Here is a 22,887-nt window from a genome sequence, read left to right as displayed (position 1 = left end):
TATTTGTCAGTTGTCAGTTGTCCTTTGTCCTTTGCTAATGACCAATGACTAATGACTCTTAACGCCTAGAGTTTGCAGTTGTTTTTCTAATTGCTCAACGCGCGAGAGCAAAGAACGAATCACGGTTGCTTCCATATCGGGTAGCTTTCCATGTTCTAAAGGAGAAAGGCTGGCGTTTTGATTTCGGGAAATAATTCGACCGGGAACGCCCACAACTGTGCAATCATTGGGGATATCCCGCAAGACAATGGAACCTGCACCAATACGGACGCGATCGCCAATTTGCAGATTACCCAAAACTTTCGCACCCGCCCCAATCACTGCATTTTTGCCCACTGTGGGATGACGCTTACCAGTTTCTTTACCAGTTCCGCCAAGGGTAACGCCCTGGTAAATCAGTGTGTAGTCACCGACGATCGCTGTTTCGCCAATGACAACACCCATTCCGTGGTCGATAAACACGCCCTGACCAATCTCTGCACCTGGGTGAATTTCAATTCCCGTCAAAAATCTCCCCAAGTGGGAAATGAAACGGGGGATAAAACCCACTCCTCGACCATGTAACCAGTGAGCAAGACGATGCAAACAGAGTGCGTGCAATCCGGGGTAGCAAAACACCACCTCTAGCCAATTCCGTGCTGCGGGATCGCGCTCAAAAATAATGCGAAAATCACTCAATAATGGCTCAAAAAAAACGCCTGAGAGTAAATTTTTCAGCATGGATCTATGTGCAGAATCCTGCATTTTGGTACTGGGGGGATCGCTAATACTGTCTAAAGACTGTTGCATCGGTAATGTCTATCTGGTAAAAGATTCATCTGCTATTTTTATGCTTATATCAGGTGACTTCTAACTCGATAGCAAACCCAATGCTGATTGGATTTATTGGATTGATTACAGTTGTACTCAAACGCCAAAACCCCGACTTAACATAAAGTTAAAATTTGTCTGGGGTTAGGGGCGCTAGTATTTAACGATAGGGGTACTAGTATTTTTAGGGCGGGGGTTAAGAATTTCTGTTCACGCTACAAGAAACTTTACCTGTAAGCCTTTGCTAAGATTTCGTCAAGATATTTTGCAATATATTAAGTTGTACTCAGATGCACTCAAATATGAGTTATGTGAAGCTATAAATGCATTTTTTGTATATGCTACTACTATTAGTATCCTATTATTTGGTTGGGCGAAAGACAGGTTTCTTTATTTTCTTTTAGGATTTGCTGTCTGTATGCAGATATACGTTTCAAAATATAGTTATAGCTCGTAGCGACTGTTTTCTTATTATATAGATGTGTGGGAATAGCCAACACAAAATCTTAGAGCGGCATAATAGGTAGATATTCTCATAGCAGTTAAATAATTGCTGATTGCTGTAGCGGCGTAAAGCTATGCTACCCTAGCCACGAAACTTGTAGAGGCTTACTAATGGAGTTCAAAGGCTCATTAATGGAGTTCAAATACTCATTAATGGAGTTCAAATACTCTTTAATTGAGTTTAAATACTCATTAACGGAGTTTAAATACTCTTTAATTGAGTTTAAAGGCTCATTATAGCGGTTATCAGTCTACTTCAGTACAGTAGGAGAGAGCAATTCTACTGATAATTGGTGGTGATGAAAGCCTACTCTCTCGACTTGCGTCAAAAAATAGTTGATGCTTATGCCTGCGGTGACATTTCCCAACGAAAACTGGCTAAAAACTTTGGTGTCACCTTAAGTTTTGTGCAAAATTTACTCAAACGCCATCGAGAATTGGGGATGATAGGCCCCAAGGTGCGGACTGAGCAGACAGCAACAAAGTTGAATGCTGAACAGTTAGAAATCCTGCGCCAACTCGTCATAGCACAGCCCGATGCGACGTTAAGCGAATTGCGGGAACGACTTTACGAGAAAACAGAGGTCTTAATTGGGGTAGCTACGGTGAATCGGATGGTTCGCTGGAAACTTCACCTCAACCTCAAAAAAAAAGTCTCCACCTCACAAAAAAAGGTAGTGATGAAGTCCAACTAGCCCGATTTGAGTACTGGAAACTCTTGAGGGGGATACCCGTCGAAGAGCTGATTTTCTTAGATGAATCGGGAGTTAATCTGTCCTTCATCCGCAAATGTGCCCGCGCCTTGCCTGGCCTTCGGGCCTATGCTCAAAAGCCCAACCGCAAAGGGAAAAATGTCTCGGTAATTGGTGCAATTAGCTTGAAAGGACTGCTCACCCAATGGAGTGGCTTAGGTTCTATCGATGCTTTGACTTTTGATGCCTTCATCGCCCAAAAGCTCGTACCCAAACTTTGGCCTGGTGCAGTGGTGATCATGGATAACTGCTCAATCCATAAAAGTGATGAACTTGAAGCTTTGCTCATCGCTGCTGGCGCTCATCTCATTTATCTCCCCCCCTATTCTCCCGATTTTTCACCGATTGAGAATTGTTGGTCCAAGATTAAGAACATTCTCCGTCGCATCGGTGCAAGGACATACCCTGATTTACTCCAGGCATTAGATACGGCATTCGCAGAAGTGACAATAGAGAATTTGCTGGGTTGGTTTACTCACTGCTGCTACTGTACCTCACAAGACTGATAACCGCTATAACGAGTATTAAAGGCTCATTAATGAATATCAAAGGCTCATTAATGAGTATCAAAGACTCATTAATGGAGTTCAAAGGCTCATTAATGAGTATCAAAGACTCAATAACCAGATGCAGCTTTAGTAGGTCTACCTTTGATAGCCTTAAAGCGTTTGCCTAACTGTTCAGCCACAGTCTTTAAACCGGGAGTCTTTTCCGATGCAGTCTTGACGTAATTATAAACAGTCAAACTGCTAATCATCGCTTTACTAACAACAGCCATTAGGGTATATCTACCTGTTTGGTGAGTTGCTCATCAGCAACCCTGTCGAGCGGAAAAACGTAATTTATACAGTATTTTGCAGTTTCTACCAGAAGTAAGTCGTGCTTAAGCGATAACTTCTCTGCGAAACGCTACGCGTAGCTTGTTTCCCCGTAGGGGTACGTTAAACTCCGCTAACGCCGGAATAATTGCCGCGATCGCAGATTAAATAAGATTATCTGAATCTATCTCATCTTAGTTTTATGATAGAAACAAACCACTCTATGGTTTAATATATGTCTTCCCCTGTCCTGGAAAAACCTTCGACTTCTGAGACTTCCTACGTTCTTCTGTACAATGTCAGTTGGGAACAGTTAGAACAGCTTGATGTCGCCCTTGCAGGAACAAGCGCACGACTAACTTATTTAGATGGGATTCTCGAAATTATGTCCCCACTTTCTGACGACCATGAGGATCATAAAAAAACTCTGGCGATGTTGCTGGAAGTCTATCTGCGGGCAAAGAATATCCGCTTTTATGGACGGGGAAGTGCAACTATAGGTAAACAGGAAGACAAAACTCGACGAGAACCAGATGAGTCTTATAATTTAGGCACAAAAAAACCTATCCCCGATTTAATTTTGGAAATAACTGTCACGAGTGGCGGAATTAATAAGCTAGAAATTTATCGGCGGTTGCGAGTACCTGAAGTTTGGTTTTGGGAAGATGGTTTATTATCAGTTTATTGTTTGCAAGGTGACAGCTATACAAAAGTCTCTAAAAGTACTTTATTGCCTGATTTGGATTTGGATTTATTAGCAAAATATGCGCTAATGACTGACCAATATGATGCTGTGACTGAATATAGTCAGATAATAACTAAAGTAACCTGAACTAAAGTTATTAGCAGTAAATTTGCAACTGCCAAGACTCCTTAATGGAGTTCAAAGGCTCATTAATGGGGTTCAAAAACTCATTAATGGGGTTCAAAGGCTTATTAATGGAGTTCTAAGACTCATTAATGGGGTTCAAAGGCTCATTAATGGAGTTCCAAGACTCATTAATGAGTATCAAAGACTCATTAATGGAGTCCAAAGGTTCATTAATGGAGTTCCAAGACTCATTAATGGAGTTCAAAGGCTTATTAATGAGTATCAAAGACTCAAGAACCAGATGCAGCTTTAGTAGGTCTACCTTTGATAGCTTTAAAGCGTTCGCCCAACTGTTCAGCGACAATCTTTAAACCTGGAGTCTTTTTCGATGCAGTCTTGACGTAATCATAAACAGTCAAACTGCTAGTCATAGCTTCACTACCGACAGCCATTAGGGTATCATCTACCTGTTCGGTGAGTTGCTGCATTGAAGTTAAAAGTTCGGTCAGTGCTGCGGCTAATTGATAATCTCGGACAAGTTCTTCGACATCAAAAGTGGCTGGAAGGATTTCGCGGTTCGATTGAGCAGCAGTGATGCTATTGTTTACAAAAGCTAGGCTTTTATCGCCCATTTTTACTAACTTACGCCGTTCTTCAGTGCTGAGAGTAATCAGAAAGGGCATCTTTCTTTGGATTGTCTGTAGCGCGGCTTTAATTTCTTGGATATCTTGTGGCGAAAGGGTGGCTGCGATATTTTGATAGGCCATTATATATTTACCTTGGGAGTTCTAATGGTGAGGTAGCAATAGTTGCTAAGTATATAATTCCCATTGGTAGATGCGATCGCACATTTTGTTGTAATTTTTAGTTTAGTAGGGTGTGTTAGCGCAGCGTAACGCACACAATACAACTAGCTAATTGATTATCCCGAATAATTTCTTCTAGCGATGTCTACGACGGGCTTCGCAGAGATTATCTGGTGTTGTAGCGCCGCCGTTTTTGACACTGATTATATGGTCAACTTGGCAACCCGACGATCTATCTACTTCGGAGATAAGACAGTACTCGCAAATATGCTCGGCGCGATCGCAAACTAAACGCCGCAGTTCTGCATTAATATATAGACGAGACACTTTGAATATTCACTTAAGGTTAATGTACTGATTAGCTCTTGCTTTTGCTAACCTCATAATATGCTCTAGCGTGAGGAAATGATCTAACTCTAGCTGGTCACTTCCAGTAAGACCTTCAGTTTTTGCCCGATAAACTAAATCCTCTAAACGGTCTTTAGCCGCATCTGATAGTTTGAAATCGATAACACTTTGGGGAGTGGTTCCAGCAGCAATAAACTCTATAATTTCATCGTAGACTTTGGCTGTATTTACAGATGTAGTCATGAGATTACCTATTTTTATTTAATTTTACTAATTTACAACGCTACTTTTAACGACTTTCCTAGCGTTTTAGGCTCTAGTAGAGTTTCACCGTCAGCTAAAGATGATTCAATCAGCATTTCTAAAACTTCTTGAGCATTTTTCAAAGCTTCTTCATAAGTCTCTCCGTGAGTACAAGGCTACATTATATAGGTAAACTCAGGTAGCAAAACTACATAACATTGGTCTTCTTCTGACCATTAAATAATAATTGTATATTTCATATAACAATCCTATTTGATTTGTGAAAATCACAAGACTCAGATCCCCGACTTCTCTAAGAAGTCGGGGATTTCGTTGTTCATGAAGGATTTAGGCAACTTCTGTATTGTTCATAATTTTTAGCCCATCTTTTATTCTTAACTTTGAGAATCTTGCTTGCTTTGATTTGCTTGCTCAATACGTTGTCTAATTGCTTCTTCTGCAATGCGAATATTTTCTTCTATTGGCGTACCGTCTTCAGCTACCATTGGCCCATACCATGTTGCTTCTGAGTCAGGAGTGCGGCGGCCATACAAAACACGCAAAGGCTCGACATCTTCCCGGTGTGCAAGTGCGTAAGCTATTAGTTCTTTGTTAGTCATTGCTTCAAAATTCGGTCGCATTTAAAAACCTCCAGTTTCCATTAGCGGGTACAATGATTTGGAGTTCTTCATTGACAAAGATAAATACAACTCCGGTTTGGTCATCAAAGCGAAATAGCTCAATACTCCGATAGGTGTTTGACAACATCTGGCAGACACGGAGACAGGCTAAGGCTTGTTCGTTAGTTGGGTTGATCGTCTGTTCCTCAATTGTGACATGGATAATAGTAAGCCTTTCTTTTGCGGTTTGTACTGTGAATAGTAAATCAGCTTACATTTACCCTTCCAACTGCTTTAACTTCTTCTGAGCAAATTCCCGCACTTGCTCATCTGGATCATTCTCGGCGCGATCGCGCAACAGTGGTAAAGTCTGGTCATGCTGAGGAAATTGCTTGAGAATTATTTCTAGTGCAATGCGCCGAGGATTAGTTTCATCCTCTTCCTTGCGCTCAAAGGGGTCATTAACAGCACAGTTGTGGTAGATGTTAAACAACTCAAGCTGATATTTAAAGTATTTACCTAATTCTTGGACTGCTGCACGTCGCATATCCCAGTTATCATCATGGGTAGCGCATTCTTTGAGGATGGATTTGGTGTCGGGGTCATCTTTGAAGTTGTCCGCTAATCCTTGGACTGCTATATATCGCACAAGGTTATCATCATGGGTAGCGCATTCTTTGAGGATGGATTTGGTGTCGGGGTCATCTTTGAAGTTGTCCGCTAATCCTTGGACTGCTGCACATCGTACATAGTTGTCATCATTCTCGGTAGCGCGTTCTTTGAGCCAGATTTTGATATCGGGGTTATCTTTGAAGTGATTCGCTAATTCTTGGACTGCTATATATCGCACAAGGTTATCATCATGGGTAGCGCATTCTTTGAGCCAAGTTTTGATGTCGGGGTCATCTTTGAAGTGATTCACTAATTTTTGGACTGCTACATATCGCACATAGTAGTAATCATCCTGGGTAGCGCATTCTTTGAGAATGGATTTGGTTTCGGGGTCATCTTTGAAGTGATTCGCTAATTCTTGCACTGCTACATATCGCACATAGTAGTAATCATCTCGGGTAGCGCATTCTTTGAGAATGGATTTGGTGTCGGGGTCATCTTTGAAGTAATTCGCTAATTCTCGGACTGCTGCAATCCGCACATCATTGTCATCATCCTTGGTAGCGCGTTCTTTGAGGATGGATTTGGTTTCGGGGTCATCTTTGAAGTAATTTGCTAATTCTCGGACTGCTGCAATTCGCACATCATTGTTATCATCCTGGGTAGCGTATTCTTTGAGAATGGATTTGGTGTCGGGGTCATCTTTGAAGTGATTCGCTAATTCTTGGACTGCTGTACGTCGCACATCCCAATTATCATCTTGGGTAGCGTGTTCTTTGAGAATGGATTTGGTGTCGGGGTCATCTTTGAAATTCTTCGCTAATTCTTGGACTGCTGTACGTCGCACATCCCAATTATCATCTTGGGTAGCGTGTTCTTTGAGAATGGATTTGGTGTCGGGGTCATCTTTGAAATTCTTCGCTAATTCTTGGACTGCTATATATCGCACAAGGTTATCATCATTCTGTGTAGCGCGTTCTTTGAGCCAGGTTTTGGTGTCAGGGTCATCTTTGAAATTCTTCGCTAATTCTTGGACTGCTGTATATCGCACATCATTGTCATCATCCTGAGTAGCGCGTTCTTTGAGCCAGGTTTTGGTGTCGGGGTCATCTTTGAAGTGATTCGCTAATTCTTGGACTGCTGTATATCGCACATAGTAGTAATCATCCTGGGTAGCGCGTTCTTTGAGCCAGGTTTTGGTGTTAGGAGATTCTTGCCAGGTCGTTGCAATTGCTGTGACTGCTTGAGTGCAAATTTTCTGTACTAGCTTAGTTTCTTCTCCATTAAGTGGCTGAGGGTTGTAATAGTACCAGAGGTCATATTTAGTTAGGTCTTGTAGCTTGTTAAATAATTTAGTAGCAGTTGACGCGATCGCCGAGCGATTTCTCACCTCTGCAAGACAATTAGCCGCTAAAAAGAGATTGACAAACTTTTCCTCTTCGCCATCTTGTGCCATTAAATAATCAAGAATCTCGCCAACGAATCTTGGCTCAATCATTCCCGCAATTAGCAGCAAGACTTCATGCCAACTTTCATCTTGCCAGTGTTTGCCAAAAACTTCATTCTTAAGTTTCTCAATAGTCAGCGTTTGCGTTTCTTTAAACTGCCAAACAAACTCCCAAGCACAGAAATATTCTAAAAATGTCCGATGCACAAAAGCATAATAATCCGCACCCACGAAACATAACATAAAGTTGCGAGTCCGCAGTTGATTAATCATCACCTTTGCAACTTCTCTGGGTTTATCAAATTCTATGGTTTTGAGATAATCAGTCAGAACTTTGACTAAATCATTTTCATTAATCAAATTACCAGTCAAACCTTTATCACCAGTTTGCATCAGAAAAGCAACCTGACGCAGCATCGCTTGCTTATCTTTATAATCAATAGTCTTAGGGTCTAACCTCTTATCTTCAATCAAAACGCGCTCCACATCCCATTGATGTAGCAGTACCCGCGATGCTTGATTATAAAGCTCGGCTCTATCTCTTGGTAGCTCTTGATTCCGATTAAGAATTGCCATCATCGTCAACAGCAGAGGATTTCCCGCCAATTCTGCAATAGATTTGGAAGCTGCAATTCCTCTTTTTAGCCGTTCCCGTTTTCTGACTTTATCTACAGCATCGGTAAAAGTTAACTGATGCCAACGGTAGATAAAATCCTGAATTTGTTCTGAGTCTAAATCTTGTAAGATAAAGTGGCGAAACTCAGCATTAAGCAATCGTTGCGGTTTATAGCCAATAATCCGAGAAGTGACAATTACCTGCACATCAGGATAGTCATTAGTAAAGCGATGAATATCAGTAATTACATCCTCTCGCTTACCAGGGTCAAATACCTCATCTAAACCATCAAACATCACTAAGGCATTACCAGCTTTTAATTGTTTATCTACTTCAAGCTGATTAAGATGATGAATTGCACCACTACATTGATGGAAGAATTCGAGAAAATTATTGCACTCTTTATCTTCCCGTCGCCGCATATAAGTGCGTAACTCAATTAGCAAGGGAATTGGTAAAGACATAACATTATCCAGTGGTGACTCAGCCCAATTCAAAGCCATAAATTGCAACAATGTAGACTTACCGGAACCAGGATCGCCCAAAATGACAATATATTTATAATCTTGCTTTTTATTGACAACATCTAAAACAGAATGGAGCGGCTGTTCAATATAAACCCGTTTGTGGCGTTCTAATTCTTCTAATTCAACAGCTTCTACTTGGTCGTTTTCTCGTAGCCGTCTCAGATGTTCTTTAGGCAGTTCGTGAACTTGTGCTAAAACTTGATGAGTTTCCCGGACATTTTGAGCAGTAAAAATCCGCCATAATTTCAGTTCATTATAGGCATAACCGCTAGTATCTAAACTATCTAACTTGAGATTGCCATAGCGTTCGCGGATTCCTTCTTGATATTTAACTAAATCAAATGTGGTAATTTTCTGAGCATTGCCTTCTAAGATGTCTTTGATTTTATCCAGATTTTGGGAATCGTGAATATCTCTGAGTTCAGGAATACCTTGAATAATCTCTTTAACCTTTTGCAGATATTTCTTCGCAACCCGCTTCCAGTTAAAATCATCTGGTAACGGATTTGAAACATTAAGTTTATCCCAAATTTCTTGTAATCTATTAGTATCTATAGCTGGATTATTATCTTTAAAGGCATTTCCCAAAATTTCTTTGACTTCTTGAACTTTGAGAAATTGCTTTATCGGCTGCGTATACTTTTTGATTTCATCTTCAGAAAGTTCTCCACCTTTTAAATCTTCCTGCACCAGTTGTAAAAATTCTTTTAAAGCTTTCCCAGCAGCGATTTCTATGTCTTCTTTCTTAAGTTTCTCTAAAATATTGCCAGGGATGCCTTTTAATAAATCTTTAGCCCAATCTTTAGCAGCATCCTTGGCTAAGTCTTCCAAAATGGGTTTAAAAATCAACCCGGCGGCCTGAGTTACACCCCAAATAACTAAGAAGTTTGGCATAATACTCGCTTCTGTTGAGATTTTGATTACGAGTATATACAGTAACTTAAGTAATGTTTCCAGATTTCAGGGTTATTGCGGAAATATTACAGGTATTTGAAGAACCTCTCTCTAAATCTCTCTCCTTTTAGGAGAGAGACTTTGAATTTTCCCCGTTTCCGCATAAGGAAGGGGATTAGGTTTCGTATTAGTTTTTTAGATCAATTGCTAACTGCGATGTTTACGACGGGTCGCACCTAGGCAATTTTCCCCACTGCACATTCACTCTCGCTATAACCACGAGCTGCCACTAATTATACCAAGGGATATGTGCGCTCAATCACCAAACGGATTTTACCAGGTTCAATCAATTCTTTGAGAAAACCAAGTCTTGAACGCTTACTGTTTTTCAAACACCAATTTAGTTTATTGATAGGGGAATAATGCTGTAAGACTGTCTATACAAGGTTTTTTGGCTATGTGCAATGATGATAATTCCGTTGGTTTTGAGGACTATTTTAGTTGAAAAGAGCGATCGCTATGCCTTTCTTTGCAACTCTTGGTTCACCCATTTTTTGATGAGTTAGGAAAGATAACAGTATATGCACTATATAAAGATATTTAACGAAGTGTTTTCAAAAACAAGTACCCTGAGTAATCTTTGTTTTGACTCTCGGAAAAATCGGCTAGCCGAGAGTTACGTGTGAGATACATCACTACCAGGCTAGAGAAAAGTTAAGAATGGTTATGTTTTCCCTAAACCAAATACCAATGCTCGGACGCATATTATCTGCGTCGCTAGTTAGTTTGATCCCTTCAGTTGCGAGTTTAATATCCCTGGAGGTTTTTTCCCCCGCAGCGTTGGCCCAACCGCCTGCTGCGTCTGTTGAAATCAAGCTGAAAGTGCCTAGTAGCATGAACTATGCACCTTTCAATATTAACCGTTACTTGAAAATACCCCCCAACTTCTCCATCGCTGTTTATGCTCGTATAAACAAAGCTCGCTTTATGGCAGTTGCTCCCAATGGGGATCTTCTAGTATCACAACCCAGTGAGAATAAAGTATTAATTGTCCGGTCAAATGGCAGCAAAGACCCAATTATTTCTGACTTCGTAACGGGTCTACGCAAACCACACGACATTGTGTTTCATAAGATAAACAACACCACATACGTTTATATCTCTGAAACTCATCAAATTAACCGCTTTATCTACAACTCTGGAGATTTAACCGCAAAAAATCGTCAAATTGTTGTAACTGGTTTACCCGACAGCAGCACAGGGGAACTTAAAGGCGCTTATGGTCACGAACTGAAAAACATCGCCCTTGATGCCAATCACAAACTGTATGTGTCCATTGCCTCTACCTGCAATGCCTGCAAAGAAGATACTATCAGTAACCCAGTGCGTGGTGCAGTTTACCAATACAACGCAGACGGAGGCAATCGGCGGCTGTTTGCCCAAGGCTTACGTAATGCCGAAGGATTAGCATTCTTGCCTAACACAAATGACCTTTGGGTAGTTGTTAATAATCGAGATAACATCGCCTATCCTTTCAACGATGGCAGTGGCAATTACGGTAAGATTATCCCTTCCTACGTGGACAACCACCCACCAGAGGAGTTTACGCGAGTCCGAGATGGTGGTAACTACGGTTGGCCTTTTTGCAACCCCAATCCTGATACTTCAAATGGCGTGAACAATATGCCCTTTGACCGCGACTATGAGTTCAATGCTAATGGCAAGGTCAATTGCAATGCAATGGACAGGATTAGCAAGGGTATCCAAGCCCATTCCGCTCCCTTGGGACTAACATTCCTACAAAATACTAACTTTCCCAGCCAGTACTCAAATGGGGCAGTGGCGGGGCTGCATGGTTCATGGAATCGACAGAAGAAAACGGGCTACAAAATAGCTTACTTTCCCTGGAACAATAGCACAAAGGCTCCAGAGCAGGAGATGGATTTAGTCAACGGTTGGCTAGTTCCAGGAACACAAGAAATCTGGGGGCGACCCGTAGATATGGTAGTCGATCAACAAGGTAATTTGTTAATTTCGGATGATTATAGCGGCACCATCTACAAGCTCTCCTACACGCCGTCAGCAAAGGTGGTTAAGGTCTACAGAGATGCTAATTTTGCTGGAGTTTCCCAGTCTTTTTCTACAACTCCAGGAGTATACAAAGCCAACCAAGGTGACTTAAAGGTTGTGGGAAATGACGCTATAAGCTCGTTAAGTGTACCATCAGGTACCATAGTACGTGTCTGCCAACATGAAACTGGTGGTCGATGCCGTGAGTTTAGCGCTGGTGATTATAAATCCGTTGGGGCTGACTTCGATAACATAATCTCGTTTATAGAGGTCAAGTAGCACCACTTGCCGGATTTTAAATTTTCCCCCTTCCCGTTTTGGGAAGGGGGTTTTCGTTAAGGTTTGTAGTGAGCAATTCAGAAAATTCATTGCGATCGCTCAATCATGTTAGATTATAGTTTGTTGTTTCTCTTAAACACAAAATCCAACAGTTTCTTACCCATCTCCTCATTGTGGGAATGAAAAAAAAGAGTTAAAAGTTAAGTTTTTTGAAAATGATATGCAGCAACACACCTATTTTCATTACCTCACATCGCTTATCAGACAAGACTTAGAACCACAATTGAATATGATTGTCAAAGCAAAAATTAAATAAATATGAATTGCATTTTTACCCTCAAAAAAATGATATGTTAGATACAGAATTGAATTTCGCACGTTTCTGGAGTAGAACGATGTAGACTACTCCAGTTTTTCACCCTCAACCCCTTGGCATATCTTGCTTTTGACGGAAATTGAGGGCGATCTGAGTACACATTTTAATAACTCAAATCCAGTTAGAATTAGATTAAATTCCTTGCTGAGATTGAGTTTTAGCTGAGTACAAAGAAATCCTGAACCCCTATCTATAAACACTAGAACCCCAACCAAAAAATACTAGAACCCCTACCTGAAAAAAACTTTTTTAATTCTTGTAATGCTTGAAGAATTAGGGTTTTTAGTATTTGAGTACAAAAGTAATAAATCCAATAAATTCTATCCTAGAGAGACGCAACATCTGGCTGGGAGATAGCTGCTATAAATCTTATATCGCCAATCACCTAACGCTCTGAAACAAAACAAAGCGAAGGGTGAGTGGAGGGATGACATAGCACCATGCCTGAAGTGAAGAGAAGTCGCGGCTGTAAGCACAAATTCTACCCAAGAACCGAACGTTGACACACACCAGCCGAACATCAGATATCTATCGTCTGCCTGACTTGAAAACAAGTCGCCCTCACCCAAGGGTTTGCAGGCAGTGTGGAAGACGCGACTTCAATTCTGGGCATGAAAGAGTAGCAACAGCATCTCCCACAGTGGCAGCCAAGTCCACCGACCTTTTGCGAAACTCAATGACATCACCGTCTACACGACTCCTCAACTCCAACGCTACGGAATCGCCAACCCAAGCAAAATCAGGTGGTTGCGGCTGCGATAGCACCACCAGCACCACCGTGGAAAGGGACGAAAAGCTCCAAGAACGCATTGCTAAACATCCCTGCTACAGCGAAGACGCTCATCACCACTATGCCCGGATGCACGTTGCAGTTGCTCCTGCTTGCAACATTCAATGCAACTATTGCAACCGCAAATATGATTGCGCTAACGAAAGCCGTCCTGGAGTAGTTAGCGAATTGCTAACACCAGAAGAAGCTGCACACAAAGCTTTGGTCATTGGTGGCAAGATTCCCCAAATGACAGTCGTGGGAATTGCTGGCCCTGGCGACCCATTGGCGAACCCAGAAAAAACCTTCCGCACATTTGAGTTGATTGCAGAGCAAGCACCAGATATTAAGCTGTGCTTATCAACCAATGGTTTAATGCTGCCTGACTACATCGATCGCATTAAACAATTAAATATAGATCACGTGACGATCACCATTAACATGGTAGATCCAGAGATCGGTGCTAAGATTTATCCTTGGGTTCACTACAGACGCAAGCGTTACAGAGGTCTTGAAGGTGCGAAAATCCTCCATGAAAGACAGATGGAAGGATTGCAAGCCCTGAAAGATGCTGATATCTTGTGCAAAGTTAACTCCGTGATGATTCCCGGAATTAATGACCAGCACTTAGTCGAAGTGAATCGAGTCATCCGTGAGAAAGGTGCATTCTTGCACAACATCATGCCATTGATTTCTGCACCAGAACATGGTACACACTTCGGTTTAACCGGTCAACGCGGCCCCACACCTAAAGAACTCAAAGAAGTTCAAGATAACTGCTCTGGTAACATGAAAATGATGCGTCACTGTCGCCAGTGCCGTGCCGATGCAGTCGGATTATTGGGAGAAGACCGCAGTCAAGAGTTTTCCAAAGAGAAATTCTTGGAAATGGCTCCCGAATATGACATGGAACAACGCGCTACTGTTCACGAAGGAATTGAGAAGTTTAAAGAAGAACTTAAAGTAGCTAAAGATAAGGCACTAGCTGGTAAGAAAATTGCCAATAGTCCAAAAGTTTTAGTTGCAGTAGCAACCAAAGGCGGCGGATTGGTTAACCAACACTTCGGTCATGCGAAAGAATTCCAAATTTACGAAGTGGGTGGAAACGAAGTTCGCTTTGTCAGCCATCGCAAAATTGACCAATACTGCCAAGGTGGATACGGCGAAGAAGCTTCCTTTGAGCATATTATGAAAGCGATCGCAGATTGCAAAGCAGTTTTAGTTTCCAAGATTGGTAACTGTCCTCAAGAAAAATTGCAAGAAGCTGGAATCAAGACTGTTGAAGCTTACGACGTAATTGAGAAGGTTGCTTTAGAGTTTTACGAGCAATACGTTAAGGAATTAGGGAATTAGAGATTAGGGACTGGGGATTAGGGACTGGGAATTAAGAAAGAATTTTCCCAGTACCCAGTACCCAATACCCAGTACCCAATACCCAATCCCAAAAAAGGAGAATAAATCATGGCTTACAAAATTCTTACTAGCCAGTGTATTTCCTGCAATCTCTGTCTATCTGTATGTCCCACAAATGCAGTTAAAGTAGTTGACGGACAGCACTGGATTGACCCTGAACTTTGTACAAATTGTGTTGGTAGCATTCATACCGTGCCTCAGTGTAAAGCTGGTTGTCCCACCTGCGACGGTTGCGTTAAGCAGCCTAGCGATTACTGGGAAGGCTGGTTTGCTAATTACAACCGCGTAGTCGCTAAATTAACAAATAAACAAGATTACTGGGAACGTTGGTTTAACTGTTATTCGCAGAAATACTCCGAACAGTTGCAAAAGCGCCAACCCCAAACAATGGGTGCGGAAGCTTATGGGACTTCCAAATAAAAAACACCCAACTTTTCTTGTGGGGTGGGCGTCTCGCCCGCCCGTGACTAAAGGCGGACAAGATGTCCACCCCACAAGATTGGATAATTTATTTCTTGGTAATCCCTAAATAATTCTTAATTCGTAATTGAAGACAACAATGCAAAATAACTGCATCTATCTCGATAATAATGCCACCACTAAGGTAGACCCAGAAGTTATAGAGGTAATGCTACCTTACCTGACGGATTATTACGGCAATCCCTCCAGTATGCATACCTTTGGTGGGCAAGTCGGTAAAGCAGTGAGAACCGCAAGAGAACAACTTGCAGCCATCCTGGGAGCCGATGAGTCAGAAATTGTCTATACAAGTTGTGGAACTGAGGGAGATAACGCGGCGATTCGAGCCGCACTGTTAGCGCAACCAGAAAAGCGACATATCGTCACTACCCAAGTTGAACATCCAGCAGTACTCAATGTCTGCAAACAATTAGAAACCCAAGGTTATAGTGTTACCTATCTATCAGTAAATAATCAAGGGCAGCTGGATCTAGATGAACTAGAAGCTTCCTTGACGGGTAACACCGCCTTGGTGACAATTATGTATGCTAATAACGAAACCGGCACGGTTTTCCCGATTGAGCAAATTGGGTTACGCGTCAAAGAATATGGCGCTATCTTCCATGTGGATGCGGTGCAAGCAGTGGGAAAAATCCCTCTGAATATGAAGACTAGCACGGTGGATATGTTAACCCTGTCTGGTCACAAGTTGCACGGGCCAAAAGGAATTGGTGCTTTATATATCCGGCGCGGGGTTCGGTTCCGTCCTTTTATTCTTGGGGGACACCAAGAACGCGGACGTAGAGCGGGAACAGAGAATGTTCCAGCAATTATCGCCTTGGGCAAAGCTGCGGAACTAGAACTGTTACACTTAGAAGAAGCGACAGCCAGAGAAAGAAAGCTGCGCGATCGCCTCGAACAAACTTTACTAGCTAAAATTCCCGATTGTGTCGTTAACGGCGACGTTACGCAGAGATTGCCAAACACAACCAATATCGGCTTCAAGTACATCGAAGGTGAAGCAATTCTACTGTTATTGAACAAATACGGTATCTGTGCATCATCCGGTTCTGCTTGCACCTCCGGTTCTCTAGAACCCTCCCACGTCCTGCGGGCAATGGGCTTACCCTACACAACTTTGCACGGTTCAATTCGCTTCAGTCTTTGTCGCTACACCACAGAAGCCGAAATCGATCGAGTGATAGAGGTAATGCCCAGTATTGTAGAACGTTTACGCGCCCTCTCACCCTTCAAAAATGATGATGCAGGTTGGTTGCAAGGACAAGAACAAGCACTAGCTCATCGTTAGGGAGTAGGGACTGGGGACTGGGGACTAGGGATTAGGTAAGAATTTTCCCAGTACCCAGTACCCAATCCCCCAATCTAAAATCCAAAATCTAAAATCTAAAATTCATTATGTGGGACTACACTGATAAAGTATTAGAACTGTTTTACGATCCCAAGAATCAGGGAGAAATTGAAGAAACGGGCGAAACTGGAGTTAAGGTTGCAACGGGTGAAATCGGCAGCATTGCTTGCGGTGATGCTCTGAGATTGCACCTGAAAGTGGAAGTAGAATCTGATAAGATTCTAGATGCTCGGTTTCAAACCTTTGGCTGTACTAGTGCGATCGCATCTTCTAGTGCATTAACTGAAATGGTTAAAGGTTTAACCTTAGATGAAGCCCTGAAAGTGTCCAATAAAGACATTGCAGATTACCTTGGTGGTTTGCCAGAAGCAAAGATGCATTGCTCTGTGATGGGACAAGAAGCCCTAGAAGCCGCTATCTACAATTATCGTGGCATTCCTCTAGCTACCCACGATGATGACGATGAAGGTGCATTAGTTTGCAGTTGCTTTGGCATCAGCGAGTCTAAGATTCGTCGCGTGATTCTAGAAAATCATCTCACGGATGCTGAACAAGTAACAAATTATGTAAAAGCTGGTGGCGGATGCGGTTCCTGTCTGGCGAACATTGATGATATTATTAGATCAGTTCAACAGGAATACGCCTCACCTGCTCTCAACAATTACGGCGTAAAAGTTGCCACAGAAATTGTTACATCTAAAGAGCGATCGCTAACAAACGTCCAAAAGATTGCTCTAATTCAAAAGGTTCTTGATGAAGAAGTCAGACCCGTACTCATTGCAGACGGGGGAGATGTAGAACTCTATGATGTAGAAGGCGATCGCGTTAAAGTTGTACTGCAAGGTGCTTGCGGTTCCTGTTCAAGTAGTACAGCAACTCTGAAAATTGCGATCGAAGCCAGATTACAAGATCGTGTCAGCAAGAGCCTTGTAGTCGAAGCAGTTTAGGAATTGCTGTAGGACTTAACGTATTCTACAAATACGCCCTAATATGCATTCAGCCAGGAACAGAAAGTAGGATTTGAATTGAATCATTGTCTCCACTCAATGCTTCATACCAATTCGCCAAAAGAAAGATACAGATTGAAATCTAACTTATCTTTTTTACGAATTACGTATACACCCGAAGGATCGCTCCCCCCAAGGTATTACGAACTTGTACTGAGCGTAGCCGAAGTATTACGAATTGGTATCAGTCCTATCACTATTACGGCTAACAGCATATAGGCAAAGAAATTAAGCGCCTACTTGCGAATTTCATCATCTAACTCGCTTCAAAGGAACAGGATATGAGTACATTGTACGACAACATTGGTGGACAACCAGCTATTGAACAAGTAGTAGATGAACTCCACAAACGCATTGCCACTGACAGCCTCCTCAGTCCCGTTTTTGCTGGTACAGACATGGCAAAGCAACGCAATCATCTAGTTGCTTTCTTAGCTCAAATATTTGAAGGGCCAAAGCAATACGGCGGTCGTCCAATGGACAAAACCCACGCAGGATTGAATTTACAGCAACCACACTTCGATGCGATCGCCAAGCATCTCAGTGAAGCAATGGCTGTGCGTGGAGTGTCAGCAGATGACACCAAAGCTGCACTAGATCGCGTCACAAATATGAAGGGCGCTATTTTGAACAAGTAATAGGACTTATGCATTGATTGTTGACAAATAACAACATCAAGTCCTATTGAATCTTGCAAGCTGAAACACATTATGACGTATTTGTAAATTGCGTATTTTTCTTTGTTCTTTGTCAAAACAAATGACAAAGGACAAAGGACAAAAAACCAAAAGAAAAAAATTTTAACGAGGAAGATCCATGAACTTACTGTCAATAATTTTGGCTGTGGAGCGATCGCCCCCAGCAGGCATTTATGCCAACGCTACCAACGATGCTCTACACGCGCTCACTACTGTCGCTCAACTGGCGTGAACGCAACTGACAAACGCACAGACCCACCAACCAACCAATTGCAGGGAAACACGAACAATGACAGAAGAAAACATAAGACAGATAGCTTTCTACGGTAAAGGCGGTATCGGTAAATCTACCACTTCCCAAAATACCTTAGCAGCTATGGCAGAAATGGGTCAACGCATCCTCATCGTCGGTTGCGACCCTAAAGCTGACTCTACCCGTTTGATGCTACACAGCAAAGCTCAAACAACCGTTCTTCACCTCGCCGCAGAACGTGGTGCAGTAGAAGATATCGAAATTGAAGAAGTAATGTTAACCGGTTTCCGTAACGTTCGTTGCGTAGAATCTGGTGGTCCAGAACCCGGTGTAGGTTGCGCTGGTCGTGGTATCATCACCGCCATCAACTTCTTAGAAGAAAATGGTGCTTACCAAGACCTAGACTTCGTATCTTACGACGTATTAGGTGACGTTGTGTGTGGTGGTTTTGCAATGCCTATCCGCGAAGGTAAGGCACAAGAAATCTACATCGTTACATCTGGTGAAATGATGGCGATGTACGCTGCTAACAACATCGCTCGTGGTGTTCTTAAGTATGCTCACACCGGTGGCGTGCGCTTGGGTGGTTTGATTTGTAACAGCCGTAACACAGACCGAGAAATCGAATTGATCGAAACCTTGGCAAAACGGTTGAACACCCAAATGATTCACTACGTACCCCGCGACAACATTGTTCAACACGCAGAATTGCGCCGGATGACTGTTAACGAGTACGCTCCAGAAAGCAACCAAGCTAACGAATATCGGATTTTGGCTCAGAAAATTATCGACAACAAAAATCTAGCTATTCCTACACCCATCGAAATGGAAGAACTAGAAGAATTGTTGATTGAATTCGGTATTCTCGAAAGCGACGAAAATGCTGCCAAATTAGTTGGTAAGACTGCTGCTGAAGCTCCTGTAAGCTAAGTTGCTGCTAAGAAATAACGCTTTAGCACAAGGAAAAAGGAAAAAGGAAGAATTTCATATTTGACCTTGGACCTTTTACCTTTCCCTCTAATCTCCCCCTAACCTTAGAGGGGACTCCTAGTCCCCCTATGCCCCGATCCTTACGAGTCACAGAGGCTAAATATGACACCTCCAGAAAATCAAAACATCATCGAAGAAAGAAAAGAACTAATTAAAGAAGTTCTCAGTGCTTACCCAGAAAAAGCTGCTAAAAAGCGCGAAAAGCACTTAGGCGTATACGAAGAAGGTAAGTCCGATTGCGGCGTTAAGTCTAACATTAAATCCCTTCCTGGGGTAATGACCGCTCGTGGTTGTGCTTATGCTGGTTCTAAAGGTGTGGTCTGGGGTCCTATTAAGGACATGATCCACATCAGCCACGGGCCTGTAGGTTGCGGTTACTGGTCTTGGTCTGGTCGTCGTAACTACTACATCGGCACCACAGGTATTGATACCTTTGGTACCATGCACTTCACCTCTGACTTCCAAGAAAGAGATATCGTGTTCGGTGGTGACAAGAAACTTGTTAAGCTCATCCAAGAACTAGATGTACTTTTCCCCCTCAACCGTGGTGTTTCCATTCAATCTGAATGTCCCATCGGTCTAATCGGGGATGACATCGAAGCTGTCGCTCGGAAGACATCGAAAGAAATTGGTAAGCCAGTTGTACCTGTGCGTTGCGAAGGCTTCCGGGGTGTTTCCCAATCTTTGGGACACCACATTGCTAACGACATGGTTCGTGACTGGGTTTTCACCAGATCCGACCAAGCGAAAAAAGACGGTACACTCAAGTTTGAAGGTACTCCTTATGATGTAGCCATCATTGGTGACTACAACATCGGTGGAGATGCTTGGGCTAGCCGCATCCTGTTAGAAGAAATCGGCTTGCGCGTAGTCGCTCAGTGGTCAGGTGATGGCACCATCAACGAAATGTTGATGACCCCCAATGTGAAGATGAACCTCATCCACTGTTACCGGTCGATGAACTACATCAGCCGTCACATGGAAGAAGCTTATGGTATACCCTGGCTTGAGTATAATTTCTTCGGCCCCACCAAGATTGCTGAATCTTTACGGGAAATCGCTTCCAAGTTTGACGAAACAATCCAAGCAAACGCTGAGAAGGTTATCGCCAAGTATCAACCCACAATGGATGCGGTAGTTGCTAAGTACCGCCCCCGCTTGGATGGTAAGACCGTTGCCATCATGGTTGGTGGTCTACGTCCTCGCCACGTTGTGCCAGCTTTCCAAGACTTGGGCATGAAGATGATTGGTACAGGTTATGAGTTCGCTCATAACGATGACTACAAACGTACCACTCACTACATCGAAAACGGCACCATCGTTTATGACGACGTTACCGCTTACGAATTCGAGGAATTTATCAAAGCGCTGAAGCCTGATTTGGTAGCTTCTGGTGTGAAAGAGAAGTACGTCTTCCAAAAGATGGGTCTTCCTTTCCGTCAAATGCACTCTTGGGATTACTCCGGCCCTTATCACGGTTATGACGGCTTCGCCATCTTCGCACGTGACATGGACTTGGCACTCAACAGCCCAACCTGGGGATTAATTGGCGCTCCTTGGAATGAAAAAGCTCAGGCTAAGAAGGCTGAAGCTAAGGCTAAGGCTGCCGTTTAGGGAAATGGGAGAGAGAGATAACTAAGGATAACCTGGGGCTAAAACCCCAGGGGGGAGTTGGGAATCCAAAATTCAAAATTGAAAGATTAAAAATTCGTTTTGATTTTTGCATTTTGAATTTTGAATCATATTCTCACTCCCGCCTTAAATCTTCATTCCTCGATTAGTAAAGAATTCAGTAAGCTTGGAGATCCGAAAATGCCTCAGAATCCCGAAAAAATTCAAGATCACGTCGAGTTATTCCACCAACCAGAGTACCAACAGCTATTTGAAAACAAAAAGCAGTTTGAAAACGGTCACGACCCTGAAGAAGTAACACGGGTTGCAGAGTGGACAAAAGGTTGGGATTATCGTGAAAAGAACTTCGCTCGTGAAGCTTTAACCGTTAACCCTGCTAAAGGTTGTCAACCATTGGGAGCAATTTTTGCTGCTGTTGGTTTTGAAGGTACTCTACCTTTCGTTCAAGGTTCTCAAGGTTGCGTTGCTTATTTCCGCACCCACTTAACCCGTCACTACAAAGAGCCATTCTCTGGTGTATCTTCTTCAATGACTGAAGATGCAGCCGTATTTGGTGGTCTGCAAAACATGATCGACGGTTTGGCGAACTCTTACCAACTGTACAAGCCCAAGATGATCGCTGTCTGCACCACTTGTATGGCAGAAGTAATTGGTGATGACTTACAAGCCTTCATCAACAACGCTAAGAGTGCTGGTTCAGTTCCTCAAGATTTCCCAGTACCTTACGCTCACACTCCTAGCTTTGTCGGTTCCCACATCACTGGTTACGACAACATGATGAAGGGAATTCTTTCTAACCTGACCGCAGGTCATAAGAAAGAAACCAGCAATGGTAAAATCAACTTCATCCCAGGTTTTGACACCTACGTAGGCAACAACCGCGAAATCAAGCGGATTGCTTCGCTGTTCGGCTTTGACTACACAATTCTAGCCGACAACAGCGACTACTTGGATTCACCTAACACAGGTGAGTTCGATATGTACCCAGGTGGTACAAAGCTAGAAGATGCAGCAGATTCAATCAATGCGAAAGCTACAATCGCACTGCAAGCACACTCTACACCCAAAACCCGCGAGTACATCGAGAAAGAATGGAAGCAACCAACCTCAGTTTCCCGTCCTTGGGGCATTAAGGGTACTGATGAGTTCTTGATGAAACTCAGCGAATTGAGCGGTATCCCCATTCCCGAACAATTGGAAATTGAACGCGGTCAGGCAGTTGATGCCATGACTGACTCCCACTCATGGATTCACGGCAAGCGTTTTGCTATCTACGGCGAACCAGATTTAGTATACAGCGTAGTTGGCTTTATGCTAGAAATGGGTGCTGAACCTGTGCATATCTTGGTTCACAACACCAACGAAGTATTTGAAGCAGAAATGAAAGAACTGCTTGCTTCTAGCCCCTTCGGTAGCAATGCAACTGTTTGGGGTGGTAAAGACTTGTGGCACATGCGTTCTTTGTTGTTCACCGAACCAGTAGACTTCTTAGTTGGTAACACCTACGGTAAGTACCTGTGGCGCGACACCAAGATTCCCCTCGTGAGAATCGGCTACCCCATCATGGATCGCCACCACTTACACCGTTACTCCACCATTGGTTATCAAGGTGTGATCAACCTACTCAACTGGACTGTAAACACCCTGTTTGAAGAAATCGATCGCAACACCAACATTCCTTCTAAGACAGATATTTCCTACGACTTGATTCGTTAGAAATTGCGTAGAAACACAACGTGTTAATTAAAGGGTAAAGAAGGGGAA

17 protein-coding genes and 3 pseudogenes are annotated in these 22,887 nt (G+C 42.8%); 12 read left to right on the top strand and 8 right to left on the bottom strand.

Annotation, left to right across the window (positions count from 1 at the left end):
* Nucleotides 1-48 precede the first annotated feature (48 nt).
* Complete coding sequence (cysE, locus tag FBB35_RS15080) at nt 49-789, bottom strand: serine O-acetyltransferase (protein ID WP_174710336.1); 741 nt, start codon at nt 787-789, stop codon at nt 49-51.
* A gap of 824 nt (nt 790-1,613) precedes the next feature.
* Between cysE and FBB35_RS34715 the strand changes: the two genes are divergently transcribed.
* Together FBB35_RS34715 and FBB35_RS34710 are read left to right on the top strand one after the other, a co-directional pair.
* Nucleotides 1,614-2,009, top strand: coding sequence for a transposase (locus tag FBB35_RS34715; protein WP_254625668.1), 396 nt, complete (start codon nt 1,614-1,616; stop codon nt 2,007-2,009).
* Between the two features lie 23 nt (nt 2,010-2,032).
* Nucleotides 2,033-2,572, top strand: a complete 540-nt coding sequence (locus tag FBB35_RS34710) for an IS630 family transposase (RefSeq protein WP_254625604.1) — start codon at nt 2,033-2,035, stop codon at nt 2,570-2,572.
* Between the two features lie 110 nt (nt 2,573-2,682).
* Here the strand turns inward: FBB35_RS34710 and FBB35_RS15070 are convergent.
* Nucleotides 2,683-2,873: pseudogene (locus tag FBB35_RS15070) on the bottom strand (hypothetical protein); the annotation flags it as partial.
* Between the two features lie 246 nt (nt 2,874-3,119).
* Between FBB35_RS15070 and FBB35_RS15065 the strand changes: the two are divergent.
* Nucleotides 3,120-3,716, top strand: coding sequence for a Uma2 family endonuclease (locus tag FBB35_RS15065; protein ID WP_174710335.1), 597 nt, complete (start codon nt 3,120-3,122; stop codon nt 3,714-3,716).
* A 269-nt stretch (nt 3,717-3,985) separates the two neighbouring features.
* On the opposite strand, the gene FBB35_RS15060 is transcribed toward FBB35_RS15065, so the two are convergent.
* The 6 genes and pseudogenes from FBB35_RS15060 to FBB35_RS15040 all read right to left on the bottom strand — a co-directional run bounded on the left by FBB35_RS15060 (nt 3,986) and on the right by FBB35_RS15040 (nt 9,808).
* The gene (locus tag FBB35_RS15060; RefSeq protein ID WP_174710334.1) at nt 3,986-4,462 is read right to left on the bottom strand and encodes a hypothetical protein; all 477 of its coding nucleotides are present in this window, start codon (nt 4,460-4,462) and stop codon (nt 3,986-3,988) included.
* 198 nt (nt 4,463-4,660) lie between these two features.
* Nucleotides 4,661-4,828: pseudogene (locus tag FBB35_RS15055) on the bottom strand (HNH endonuclease); the annotation flags it as partial.
* Between the two features lie 9 nt (nt 4,829-4,837).
* Nucleotides 4,838-5,092 (bottom strand): hypothetical protein, encoded by a 255-nt coding sequence (locus FBB35_RS15050; RefSeq protein WP_174710333.1) that lies wholly within the window; start codon nt 5,090-5,092, stop codon nt 4,838-4,840.
* A 32-nt stretch (nt 5,093-5,124) separates the two neighbouring features.
* Nucleotides 5,125-5,298 (bottom strand): annotated as a pseudogene (locus tag FBB35_RS34705) (type II toxin-antitoxin system HicB family antitoxin).
* Nucleotides 5,299-5,487: 189 nt separating this feature from the next.
* Nucleotides 5,488-5,733 (bottom strand): hypothetical protein, encoded by a 246-nt coding sequence (locus FBB35_RS15045; RefSeq protein ID WP_174710332.1) that lies wholly within the window; start codon nt 5,731-5,733, stop codon nt 5,488-5,490.
* A 256-nt stretch (nt 5,734-5,989) separates the two neighbouring features.
* Nucleotides 5,990-9,808, bottom strand: coding sequence for a HEAT repeat domain-containing protein (locus FBB35_RS15040; RefSeq protein ID WP_174710331.1), 3,819 nt, complete (start codon nt 9,806-9,808; stop codon nt 5,990-5,992).
* 726 nt (nt 9,809-10,534) lie between these two features.
* Here FBB35_RS15040 and FBB35_RS15035 point away from each other — a divergent pair.
* The 9 genes from FBB35_RS15035 to nifK all read left to right on the top strand — a co-directional run bounded on the left by FBB35_RS15035 (nt 10,535) and on the right by nifK (nt 22,839).
* Nucleotides 10,535-12,157 (top strand): sorbosone dehydrogenase family protein, encoded by a 1,623-nt coding sequence (locus FBB35_RS15035; protein WP_254625950.1) that lies wholly within the window; start codon nt 10,535-10,537, stop codon nt 12,155-12,157.
* 1,052 nt (nt 12,158-13,209) lie between these two features.
* Entirely contained in the window at nt 13,210-14,655 is a 1,446-nt protein-coding gene (gene nifB, locus FBB35_RS15030) for a nitrogenase cofactor biosynthesis protein NifB (RefSeq protein WP_174713648.1), read from the top strand.
* 108 nt (nt 14,656-14,763) lie between these two features.
* Nucleotides 14,764-15,135, top strand: coding sequence for a 4Fe-4S binding protein (locus FBB35_RS15025; protein ID WP_174710329.1), 372 nt, complete (start codon nt 14,764-14,766; stop codon nt 15,133-15,135).
* Between the two features lie 139 nt (nt 15,136-15,274).
* Complete coding sequence (gene nifS / locus FBB35_RS15020; protein WP_174710328.1) at nt 15,275-16,483, top strand: cysteine desulfurase NifS; 1,209 nt, start codon at nt 15,275-15,277, stop codon at nt 16,481-16,483.
* Nucleotides 16,484-16,590: 107 nt separating this feature from the next.
* Nucleotides 16,591-17,490 (top strand): Fe-S cluster assembly protein NifU, encoded by a 900-nt coding sequence (nifU, locus tag FBB35_RS15015; protein WP_174710326.1) that lies wholly within the window; start codon nt 16,591-16,593, stop codon nt 17,488-17,490.
* Nucleotides 17,491-17,831: 341 nt separating this feature from the next.
* A complete protein-coding gene (locus tag FBB35_RS15010; protein WP_174710325.1) occupies nt 17,832-18,188 on the top strand; it encodes a group 1 truncated hemoglobin in 357 nt (118 codons plus the stop codon).
* A gap of 349 nt (nt 18,189-18,537) precedes the next feature.
* The gene (gene nifH, locus FBB35_RS15005) at nt 18,538-19,431 is read left to right on the top strand and encodes a nitrogenase iron protein (RefSeq protein ID WP_174710323.1); all 894 of its coding nucleotides are present in this window, start codon (nt 18,538-18,540) and stop codon (nt 19,429-19,431) included.
* A gap of 162 nt (nt 19,432-19,593) precedes the next feature.
* On the top strand, nt 19,594-21,105 hold the full coding sequence (nifD, locus tag FBB35_RS15000; protein WP_174710321.1) for a nitrogenase molybdenum-iron protein alpha chain: 1,512 nt from the start codon (nt 19,594-19,596) through the stop codon (nt 21,103-21,105).
* Between the two features lie 198 nt (nt 21,106-21,303).
* Nucleotides 21,304-22,839, top strand: coding sequence for a nitrogenase molybdenum-iron protein subunit beta (gene nifK, locus FBB35_RS14995; RefSeq protein ID WP_174710319.1), 1,536 nt, complete (start codon nt 21,304-21,306; stop codon nt 22,837-22,839).
* Nucleotides 22,840-22,887: the final 48 nt, after the last annotated feature.

It is taken from the genome of Nostoc sp. TCL240-02, from assembly GCF_013343235.1.
Lineage (GTDB): Bacteria > Cyanobacteriota > Cyanobacteriia > Cyanobacteriales > Nostocaceae > Nostoc.
This window is presented reverse-complemented; position numbering and strand designations above follow the sequence as displayed.